This window comes from Kitasatospora arboriphila (assembly GCF_039528095.1).
GTDB classification, from domain to species: Bacteria; Actinomycetota; Actinomycetes; order Streptomycetales; family Streptomycetaceae; genus Kitasatospora; species Kitasatospora arboriphila.
Genome location: NZ_BAAALD010000007.1, coordinates 82,988 through 91,553 on the forward strand (window position 1 = coordinate 82,988; position 8,566 = coordinate 91,553).

Genomic DNA, 8,566 nt, shown 5'->3' on the forward strand with positions numbered 1-8,566 from the left:
GGGAACTGCGCGATTCGGATGCGGGCCACTGTGCGGACCAGGGATGAGCCGGATTCGTCGGAACACCACTCCCGGACTGCGCAGTTCCCCGCGCCCCTGGATTGCACACCCGGCGGGGGAGACTGGGTGGATGACGGATCCTTCCGACGGCCGGGGCGTCCCCGCCGAGCTGCGGCCCTACCTCGACGAACTGGTGCGCCGCACCCGGGTGGTGTGCGGGCCGCGGCTGATCGGCGTGTACGCGGTCGGGTCGGTCGCGCTAGGGGACTACCGGCACGGGCGCAGCGACGTGGACGTCGCCGTGGTGGTGGATCCCGCGCTGCCGGCCGCGGCGCTGCGGGAGCTGGCCGCCGTGCTGTCGCACCCGGGGCTGCCGTGTCCGGCGGCCGGGCTGGAACTGGTGGTCTACGGCGGGGACTCCGTGCGCCGGCCGTCCGGCGGGGCCGGGTACCTGCTGGACCTCAACACCGGCCCGCTGCTGCCCGACCGGGCGAGCTTCGACCCCGCGGGGGCGACGGCGTTCTGGTACACCGTCGACCGTGCCGTCGCCCACGGGTCGGGCCTGGCGCTGTTCGGCCGACCGGCACCGGAGGTGATCGCCGCTCCGGCGCGGGCCGAGGTGCTCGCCGCGCTCGCCGCCTCGGTGCGTGAACACGCCGAGGGCGAGGGTCACTTGGCGGACAACCGGGTGCTGAACGGCTGCCGCGCCGCGGAGTTCTGCCGGACCGGACACTGGCTGTCCAAGTGCCGGGCCGGGCGGGAGGTCGCCGCGGCCGAGGAGGGCTTCCGTGCGCTGATCGGTGCGGCGCTGGAGAGTTTCGACCGGCCCCGCGCCGAGGCCCGCCCGCTGCCCGCGGCCGATGTGCGGGCCTTCCTGGCCTGGGTGGGTGACCGGGTCGCGGAGGCCGCCGCGGCGGAGGGCTCCGGCTGAGTCGGACCGGCCGCTGGAGGGGCCGTCCTTCGAGGACGACCGATGAATCATATGATCCGACAAGCTGTGATGCAGATCATAGCTTGATGCCGTGCGGGCGCGGACACAATGGCCGGTCAACGTTTGATCGCCGCCGCGACCGACCGGCAGCGGCGGCCAGCCAGCCGGGGGGGCCCATGCCGCACGCACCGCACGACCTGTTCCAGGACACCGCACGCCTCGTGGAGATCGAGGACGGCGTCCACGTCTACCTCCAGTCGCACAGCGGATGGTGCGTCAGCAACGCCGGGGTGCTCGCCGGACGCCGCTCCACCACCCTCGTCGACTGCACCGCGACCGAGCGCCGCGCCCTCGGCCTCAAGGCCGCGGTGGCCGAGCTCACCCCGCACCCCGTCACCCGGGTCGTCATCACCCACCACCACGGCGACCACCACTACGGGGCCAGCCTGTTCACGCCGCAGGCCACCGTCATCGCCCACGAGGAGGCGCGCTCCGCCAACCTGCTCGACGGCCTCAACCTGCCGGTGATCTGGCCCGAGGTGCAGTGGGGCGCCGTGCGGCCGATGGAGCCGGACGTGACCTTCCGGGACCGGCTCACCCTCCACCTCGACGACCGCCCGGTGGAACTCGTCCACTACGGCCCCGCCCACACCACCGGCGACCTCGTGGTCTGGCTGCCCGACACCCGGGTGCTGTTCGCCGGCGACCTCACCTTCAGCGGGACGACCCCCTTCGTGATGATGGGCTCGGTGACCGGCTGCATCGAGACCCTGGAGCAACTCGCCGCGCTCGACCCCGCGGTGGTCGTCAGCGGCCACGGCCCCGTCCAGGACGCCTCCGTCATCGCCACCAACCTCCGCTACCTGCGCCTCGTCCTGCGGCTCGCCCAGGAGGGCCGGGCCGCCGGGCTCACCCCGCTGCAGGTCGCCCAGGACGCCGACCTCGGCGAGTTCGCCGACCTGCCCGAGTCGGAGCGGCTGGTGGCCAACCTGCACCGCGCCTACCACGACCTCGCCGGCGGCGTCCGCGGCGAGCGCCTGGCGATCCCGCCCGTGCTCCGCGACATGATCACCTGCAACGGCGGAGCCCCGCTGCGCTGCCTCGCCTGACCGGCGGCCCCGCGGCGGTCCGGGCGGCGGCCGGGGCCGCCGCAGCCTCCGCACCCCCTTGCGGGCCCGCCGGGGTGCCCCCTGCGGTACCCCGGCCACCCGGGTGGGCGAACCGCCGGCCCGTGCCTCGATCACTCCGCCGCGGGCGGCCCGGCCGTCCGCCGTCCCGGTGTTCGCCCGGGCACGGGCCGTGCGCCGTGGCCCGGCCGGCCCGCTCCGGTGGCCCCTGTCCGTTGTGCCAGATTTAGCCTGAGATGCCCTGACCAAGACGGGCAGGCTGCTGCCCGTCAGGCTGCTGGAGGTGTCACGTGGGGGTACCCGCGGCTCGCATCGTGTTCGACGAGGCCGACCGGGCGGCGGTCGCCGAGGCGGTCGAGGAGATCCTCGCCACCGGCGCGCTGACGCTCGGCCCCTGGACGGAGCGGTTCGAGGAGGCCTTCGCGGCCGAGCACGGCGCCGCCCACGCGGTCGCCGTCTCCAGCGGCACCGCCGCCCTCGAGGTGCTGCTGCGCACCGTCGGTGTCCGCGGCCGCGACGTCGTCGTCCCCGCCGTCACCTTCTACGCCACCGGCGCCGCCGTCCTGCACGCGGGCGGCAACCCCGTGATGGCCGACGTCGACCCCACCACCCTCGCCCTCAGCCCCGCCACGCTGGAGGCCGCCCTCACCCCGGACACCGCGGCCGTCGTCCTCGTCCACATCGGCGGTCTGATCACCCCGGAGGCGGACGCCCTGCGCGCCCTGTGCGACGCCCGCGGCATCGCCCTGGTCGAGGACGCCGCGCACGCCCACGGCAGCAGCTACGACGGCCGCGCCGCCGGCGGCTTCGGACTCGGCGGAGCCTTCTCCTTCTACCCGACCAAGGTCGTCACCAGCGGCGAGGGCGGCATGATCCTCACCGGCTCGTCCGAGGTCCGCGACGAGGCCCGGATCTACCGCGACCAGGGCAAGGGCTCCTTCACCACCAACCACCACGTCCGGCAGGGCTACGCCTGGCGCCTCAGCGAGCTGCACGCCGCCGTCGGCACGATCCACCTGCGCCGCCTCAAGGAGTTCGTCGAGGCCCGCCGCGAGGTCGCCCGCCGCTACGACGCCGCGCTGGCCGGAGTCCCCGGCCTCGACGCCCTGCCCGAACCCCCCGGCTGCCGCAGCAACGTCTACAAGTACATCGCCCTGCTGCCGCCCGGCACCGACCGGGCCCGCTTCAAGCGCGAGGTCCACGACGGCTTCGGCGTCCGCCTCGCCGGCGAGGTCTACGACCTGCCGCTGCACCGCCAGCCCGTCTTCGGCCCCTACCAGGGCCCGCCGCTGCCGGTCGCCGAGGACGTGTGCGCCCGCCAGATCTGCCTGCCCGTCCACTCCGACATGACCGAGGACGAGACCGCCCGGGTGATCGAAGCCGTCACGGCCGTCCACCACCGACTGGCCCGATGAAGGAGGAGGCACCATGCGCGTAGCCGTCACCGGGGGCTGTGGATTCATCGGCTCCCACGTCGTCGACCGGCTCGTCACCGCCGGCCACGACGTGCTCGTCCTGGACACCACCGACCAGTACCTCAACCCCGCCGCCGAGCACGCCCGCGTCGACGTCCTCGACCTGCCCGCCCTGACCGCCGCCCTCAACGGCGCCGAGGTGGTCTTCCACCTCGCGGCCATGGCCGACGTCGAGAAGGTCGCCGCCGATCCCGTCCGCGCCGTCCGGGTCAACATCGACGGCACCGCCACCGTGCTGGAGGCCGCCCGCCTGGCCGGACTCAGCCGCACCGTCCTCGCCAGCACCGTCTGGGTCTACGGCGCCGCCCAGACCGAACCCGGACCCGACGGCGGCGAACTCGACGAACACGTCCCCGTCGACCTCGAACGCAGCGGCCACCTCTACGTCGCCAGCAAGCTCGCCGCCGAGATGCTCGTCCACAGCTACCGCGAGCTGTACGGCCGGCACTTCACCATCCTCCGCTACGGCATCCCCTACGGGCCGCGGATGCGCGACGAACTCGTCGTCGCCCGCTTCGTCAAGGCCGCCCTGCGGCACGACCCCATCACCATCGCCGGCGACGGCCGCCAGACCCGCAACTTCGTCTACGTCGAGGACCTCGCCGACGCCCACGTGCACGCCCTCTCCCCGGACGCCCAGGACGAGACCTTCGCCCTGGAGGGCCCCACCGCCGTCTCGATCCGGCAGATCGCCGACACCGTCGACCGCCTGCTCGGCCCCGTCACCATCGAGCACATCGAGGCCCGGCCCGCCGACTACACCCCCCGCCGGATCTCCGCCGCCCGCGCCAAGCGGCTGCTCGGCTGGTCCCCGCAGACCAGCTTCACCGACGGCGTCAGCCGGTACGTCGACTGGCACCGCGCCCAGGACGACCCGCCCGCCCCGCCCGCCCCGCCCGCGCCGCCGCGGCCCGGCCGCTGAACCGGCCGGAGCCGCCCGTGCCCACCGCACTGCTGATCTCCGGATCGATCGGCCAGGGCCACGACGTCATGGCCGAGGCGTGCGCCGACACCCTGCGCGCCCGCGGCTGGACCACCACCACCGTCGACGCCATGGCACTCCTCGGCAGCACCGCCGGCCGGGCCGGCGAAGCCGTCTTCCGCCGCATGCACGACCTGCCCGGCCTCTACGACGCCTTCCACTTCGCCGCCCTGCGCCCCGGCAGCCGGCTCGCCCTGCTCGCCGACTCCGCCGCCCGCACCCGACTCACCCGCCAGGTCCGGCTGCTCCTCGACCGGCACCGGCCCGACCTGGTGGTCTCCGTCTTCGCCACCGCCACCTCCGCCGTCAACGACCTGCGCGCCGGACGGCCAGGGATGCGGCACTTCGTGTTCTGCACCGACGTCACCCCGCACCGCCTCTGGGTCCAGGACGGTACCGACCTCTTCCTGGTCACCTCCGAGGTCGCGGCCTGCGCCGTCCGCCGCTACCGCCCCGACGCGCCGACCGCCGTGGTGCCGCCGCCGCTGCGCAAGCCGTTCTACCGGCCGCCCGGCCGCGCCGAGGCGCGCGCCGGGCTCGGCGTCCCGGACGGCGCGCCGTGCGTGCTGCTGATGTCCGGCTCCTGGGGGCTCGGCCCGCTCGCCCGCACCGCCGCGGCGATCGCCGACGCCGGGCCGCACGTCCTCGCCGTGGCCGGCCGCAACCCCCCGCTGGAACGCCGCCTGCGCGCCGCCGAGGAACGGCAGCCCCGGGTGCACGCCTTCGGCTGGACGGACCGCATCCCCGCCCTGATGGCCGCCGCCGACCTGGTCGTCACCAGCTCCGGCGACACCTGTAGCGAGGCCCGCGCCCTCGGCCGCCGCCTGCTGCTGCTCGACACCGTGCAGGGCCACGGCCGCGACAACCTCCAGCACGAACTGGAGCTCGGCCACGCCGACGTCACCTCCGCCCGCCCCGACGAGATCGCCCGCAACGCGCTCGCCGCGCTCCGCCGCCCCGCCCCCGCACCCTCGGCCAGCGCCACCCCGGACGCCTGGCGCACCGCCTTCGAGGCCGCCCTCGTCCGGGTGGGCCTGGCGACCGCGGCCTGACCGCCGGCCGCCCCGGCTCAGGCGGCGAGACCGTGGTCGCGCAGCGGACCCAGGACCAGGCCCAGGGCGGCGCAGCGACCGGCGACGGCCGGCAGCGCGCCGAGCGCGGACCGCCAGGAGCCCGGGGCGGAGGTGCAGTCCGAGTCGTGCAGCAGCACCGTCGCCCCGCCGCGCAGACCGGGCCGGAGCGAGCGGTACACCGAGTCGGGGGAGGCGTGGGCGGTCCAGTCCCGGCCGCAGGCCGTCCACAGCACGGTGCGCAGGCCCAGCCGGTGCGCGGCGGCGGCGAGCCCCGAACTCAGCACCCCGTACGGCGGCCGGTACCAGCGGGGCGGGACCCCGCAGACCTCGGCGGCGGCCTCGGCGGCGGCGCGCAGTTCGGCGAGGTCACGGCCGGGCCGCGGGTAGAGGGGACGCCGGTGGTGCCAGCCGTGCACGCCGACCTCGTGGCCGTGTCGGACGCGCTCGCGGCCGAGGTCGGGGGAGCGCTCCAGCATGCTGCCGAGGACGAAGAACGTCGCCCGCACACCGAGCGCGTCCAGCGCCGCCAGGAAGTCCGGCGTGCTCGCCGGGTCGGGCCCGTCGTCGAAGGTCAGCGCGACGTGCCCGGCGGCGCCGTGGCCGGCGGTGCGCCGGGTGGCGACGCGGCCGACCGCCGGCAGCCGGGTCACCGCGGTCGCCAGGTGCAGCACCCCGACACCGGCGGCCGTGGCACCGGCCGCGGCCGCCACGCGCGCCGGGCCCCTCACGCGAACCGGTCCGCCAGCCGCCGGAACACGCCCGGGGCGGCGCCGTGCAGCCGGGCCGGCAGCGCCAGCCAGTGCGGGGCGAACACCCGGCTGCGGTTGCCGGTGATGGTGCGGGCGATGGAGTCCGCGATGGACTCCGGCGGCAGCGGGCGGGGCCGGGTGCGGTGGAACGGTGTGCCGCGGCGGGCGAAGAACGGGGTGTCGACCGCGCCGGGCAGGATGATCCGGACCCCGACGCCGGTGCCCCGCAGCTCGTACCAGAGGCTCTCGGCGAACAGCGACAGCCCGCCCTTCACCGCGGCGTACGCGGCCTCGCCGCCCACGCCGACCTGCCCGGCCATCGACCCGAGCAGGACGATCCGGCCGCGGCCGCGCTCCAGCATGCCGGGCAGCAGGGCGCGGGACAGCTGCAGCGGCGCGGCGAGGTCGACCGTCACCATCTCGGCGAGGACCTCCGGCGGCATCGCGGAGAACGGCCCGCGCCAGCCGATCCCGGCGCTGGCCACCAGGGCGTCCACCCGGCCGGCCGTGGCCAGGGCCCGTTCGGCGAGCCGGCCGGGCCCCTCGGCGGCGTTGAGGTCCTCGGCCAGGACCCGGCCACCGGTCCGCGCCGCGACCGCGTGCAGCCGGCCGGCATCGGTCCCGGAGAGCAGCAGCGACCACCCCATGGCGTGCAGCCGGTCGGCCGTGGCCGCGCCGATCCCGGAGGACGCGCCGGTGATCAGGGCGACCGGCCGGACCGGCCGGGCTGCACGTCCGTCGGCGGACGCCGCCGGGGCGGAGAAGGTCTCGGTGCTGTCGTCGATGCTCACCTGGGTCACCTGTCTGCGGTGCGGGGGAGGGGGGTGGCGGCCGGCAGGTCCGTCGGCGTTGCGTCCGTCGGCGGCGGGTCGGTAGCCGGTGGGTCCGGAGCGTCGGGCGGCGCCTCCACGTCGCCGAACCGGGCGAGGACGACGGTGCCGCCGACCGCGGCGGTGAAGCCGAGCAGCGCGGCCCAGCCGGCCCCCGGCCGGGCCTGGTCGCCGAGCGCGAGCACCCCGACCAGCGCCGGGCCGAAGGTCTCCGCGACCGTGCCCGCGGCGGTCGCCGCCGTCACACCGCCGCGCTGCAGCGCCAGCGCGAACGCCAGGTAACCGCCGAGCCCGCCGAGGACCAGCGCGTACGTCGCCGGATCCGCGAGCACCGCGGCCGGGCCCGACACGTCGAGCACGCGCACCGCCAGACTGGTGATGCCGAAACCGACACCGCTGAGCACACCCAGCGCGGCCGCCGCCGCGGTGCCCCGGCGCCGCGCCAGCAGGACGGTGAGCAGCAGCATCGCGATCGTCGCGGCGAGCAGCGCCGCATGGAAGACCGGACCGGCGTGGTTGCGGCCGTCCGGGCCGGACGCGAAGGCCAGCAGCGTCAGCCCCGCGACGACCGCCGCGATCCCGGCCAGGTCGCTCCGGTGCAGCCGGGCGCCCAGCAGCCAGACGGCGGCGCCCGCCGTGACGGCGAGCCCGGCGTTGGTCACCGCCTGCACGAAGAAGAGGGGCATGGTGCGCAGGGCGACGATGCTCAGCGCGAAACCGGCGACATCGAGCCCGGTGCCCAGCAGGAACGGGCCCGAACGGGCGAGCCGGACGAGCAGACCCGGCCGCACCCGGTCCGCGGTCGGCGCGGCCCGCGCGCCGCGGGCCTGGAACACACAGGCGAAGCCGAAGCACACGGCCGCCGCGAGCGCGGTGGCGAGTCCCAGAAGCACGGCTGCTCCAATCCCGCCAGGGCCGTGCCGCACGGCCCGCCCGCCCGCCCCATTACGACGGGATCCACCCCTCAGTCTGTGCCACCCCCTGGCACCGTGCAGCCCGCTGCGGCTCAGCGACGGGTCCGGCCGAACCGGCCAGGGGCGCGGGGAACTGCGCAGCCCAGGATGCGGCTCACGCTGCACATCAGGGGCAAGCCACATCAGGGGCGCGGGGGGCCGGGAGGTGCCTCACGCGCCCCTGGGGGGTTGGCCCGTCCCGGACCGCGCAGTTCCCGCGCCCGTGTCGAGGTTTGCCCTGATCAGTGCACGGCGGCGGCGAGGGCGGGGAGGGCGAGTGCGGCGGCGCCGATCAGGCCGGCGTCGGTGCCGAGGGCGGCGGGGGCGAGAACGACGTGGGCGGCGAAGGGGAGGGTGGCGTACGCGGCGAGGTGGCGGCGGAGCGGTTCGAAGAGGATGTCGCCGGCCTGGGAGACGCCGCCGCCGAGGACGGCGGCGTCGACCTG

9 protein-coding genes are annotated in these 8,566 nt (G+C 76.3%); 5 read left to right on the top strand and 4 right to left on the bottom strand.

Features of this window, described 5'->3' with window-relative positions:
* Positions 1-130: 130 nt before the first annotated feature.
* The 5 genes from ABD353_RS06020 (at position 131) to ABD353_RS06040 (ending at position 5,567) form a co-directional block, all read left to right on the top strand.
* On the top strand, positions 131-931 hold the full coding sequence (locus ABD353_RS06020; protein ID WP_344622420.1) for a nucleotidyltransferase domain-containing protein: 801 nt from the start codon (positions 131-133) through the stop codon (positions 929-931).
* A gap of 176 nt (positions 932-1,107) precedes the next feature.
* Positions 1,108-2,040 carry an MBL fold metallo-hydrolase gene (locus ABD353_RS06025; protein ID WP_344622421.1) on the top strand — a complete coding sequence of 311 codons (933 nt, stop codon included), beginning with the start codon at positions 1,108-1,110 and terminating at the stop codon, positions 2,038-2,040.
* A 308-nt stretch (positions 2,041-2,348) separates the two neighbouring features.
* Positions 2,349-3,473: a DegT/DnrJ/EryC1/StrS family aminotransferase gene (locus tag ABD353_RS06030; RefSeq protein WP_344622422.1), complete on the top strand. Its 1,125-nt coding sequence runs from the start codon at positions 2,349-2,351 to the stop codon at positions 3,471-3,473.
* A 13-nt stretch (positions 3,474-3,486) separates the two neighbouring features.
* Positions 3,487-4,455 carry an NAD-dependent epimerase/dehydratase family protein gene (locus ABD353_RS06035; RefSeq protein WP_344622423.1) on the top strand — a complete coding sequence of 323 codons (969 nt, stop codon included), beginning with the start codon at positions 3,487-3,489 and terminating at the stop codon, positions 4,453-4,455.
* Positions 4,456-4,472: 17 nt separating this feature from the next.
* Complete coding sequence (locus tag ABD353_RS06040; protein ID WP_344622424.1) at positions 4,473-5,567, top strand: MGDG synthase family glycosyltransferase; 1,095 nt, start codon at positions 4,473-4,475, stop codon at positions 5,565-5,567.
* A gap of 17 nt (positions 5,568-5,584) precedes the next feature.
* Here ABD353_RS06040 and ABD353_RS06045 read toward each other — a convergent pair whose 3' ends face one another.
* The 4 genes from ABD353_RS06045 to ABD353_RS06060 form a co-directional block, all read right to left on the bottom strand.
* The gene (locus ABD353_RS06045) at positions 5,585-6,298 is read right to left on the bottom strand and encodes a polysaccharide deacetylase family protein (RefSeq protein WP_344622425.1); all 714 of its coding nucleotides are present in this window, start codon (positions 6,296-6,298) and stop codon (positions 5,585-5,587) included.
* A gap of 14 nt (positions 6,299-6,312) precedes the next feature.
* Positions 6,313-7,128: an SDR family NAD(P)-dependent oxidoreductase gene (locus tag ABD353_RS06050; protein ID WP_344622426.1), complete on the bottom strand. Its 816-nt coding sequence runs from the start codon at positions 7,126-7,128 to the stop codon at positions 6,313-6,315.
* Positions 7,129-7,133: 5 nt separating this feature from the next.
* Positions 7,134-8,060 (bottom strand): hypothetical protein, encoded by a 927-nt coding sequence (locus ABD353_RS06055; protein WP_344622427.1) that lies wholly within the window; start codon positions 8,058-8,060, stop codon positions 7,134-7,136.
* Between the two features lie 302 nt (positions 8,061-8,362).
* A partial coding sequence (locus ABD353_RS06060; RefSeq protein ID WP_344622428.1) for an ROK family protein occupies positions 8,363-8,566 on the bottom strand: 204 nt, incomplete at its 5' end.

Coding starts and splice junctions, on each gene's coding strand:
- ABD353_RS06020 (WP_344622420.1), top strand. CDS start 131: ATGACGGATCCTTCCGACGGCCGGGGCGTCCCCGCCGAGCTGCGGCCC.
- ABD353_RS06035 (WP_344622423.1), top strand. CDS start 3,487: ATGCGCGTAGCCGTCACCGGGGGCTGTGGATTCATCGGCTCCCACGTC.
- ABD353_RS06025 (WP_344622421.1), top strand. CDS start 1,108: ATGCCGCACGCACCGCACGACCTGTTCCAGGACACCGCACGCCTCGTG.